Source organism: Rathayibacter sp. VKM Ac-2929, from assembly GCF_022815495.1.
GTDB lineage: Bacteria > Actinomycetota > Actinomycetes > Actinomycetales > Microbacteriaceae > Rathayibacter > Rathayibacter festucae.
Map to the genome: position 1 here is coordinate 1 of NZ_JALGRV010000015.1, position 1,202 is coordinate 1,202.

The following is a 1,202-nucleotide window of genomic DNA, read 5'->3' on the forward strand; positions in this document are numbered from 1 at the left end:
AGGCGCTCGAGCTGGGTGACGTGGGCCGGGGTGAGCTCCTCGAGGGAGTGGGCGCCGAGGAGCTTCATGGTGCGGACGATCTGGTCGGAGAGGATCGCGATGGTGCGGTCGACGCCCTGGCGGCCGCCGGCCATGAGGCCGTAGAGGTAGGCGCGGCCGATGAGAGTGAACTTCGCTCCCAGGGCGATGGAGGAGACGATGTCGGCGCCGTTCATGATGCCGGTGTCGACCATGACCTCGGTGTCGGTGCCGACCTCGCGGACGACCTCGGGGAGGAGGTGGAAGGGGATGGGGGCGCGGTCGAGCTGGCGGCCGCCGTGGTTGGAGAGGACGATGCCGTCGACGCCGAAGTCGGCGAACTTGTGGGCGTCTTCGACGCTCTGGACGCCCTTGATCACGAGCTTGCCGGGCCACATCTCGCGGATGACCTTGAGGTCTTCGTAGCTGATGGTGGGGTCCATGGCGAGGTCGAGCAGGTCGCCGACGGTGCCGCCGGTCGCGCTGAGCGAGGCGAACTCGAGCTTCTGGGTGGTGAGGAAGTCGAACCACCACCACGGGCGGGGCAGGGCGTCGAGGACGGTGCCGACGGTGAGCTGCGGCGGGATGGAGAAGCCGTTGCGCTTGTCGCGCAGGCGCGCGCCGGCGACGGGGGTGTCCACGGTGAAGAACAGGGTCTCGTAGCCGGCGGCGGCGGCGCGCTCGACGAGGCCGTAGGAGATCTCGCGGTCGCGCATCACGTACAGCTGGAACCAGTTCCGGCCGTGCGGGTTGGCCTTCTTCACGTTCTCGATCGAAGTGGTGCCGAGGGTGGAGAGGGTGAACGGGATGCCTGCGGCGGCAGCCGCTCCGGCTCCGGCGGTCTCGCCCTCGGTCTGCATCAGGCGGGTGAAGCCGGTCGGGGCGATGCCGAACGGCATGGCGGAGGGTGCGCCGAGAACGGTCGCGGTGGTGTCGACGGCGGCGACGTCGCGGAGCACCTGCGGGTGGAACTCGACGTCCTCGAAGGCCTGGCGGGCGCGGGCGATCGAGATCTCGCCCTCCGCGGAGCCGTCGGTGTAGTCGAACGCGGCCTTCGGGGTGCGGCGCTTCGCGATCGAGCGGAGGTCCTCGATGGTGAGAGCGGCGTCGAGGCGGCGCTTGCGGCCGTCGAGCTCGGGCTTCTTGAAGCTGAGGTACTCGAGCAGCTCGACGGGCTTCGGGAA

General features: G+C 69.7%; 1 protein-coding gene. It reads right to left on the reverse strand.

Annotated features, from left to right (window positions below; genetic code table 11):
- A partial coding sequence (locus tag MT355_RS21060) for an alpha-hydroxy acid oxidase (RefSeq protein WP_279392695.1) occupies positions 1-1,202 on the reverse strand: 1,202 nt, incomplete at both ends.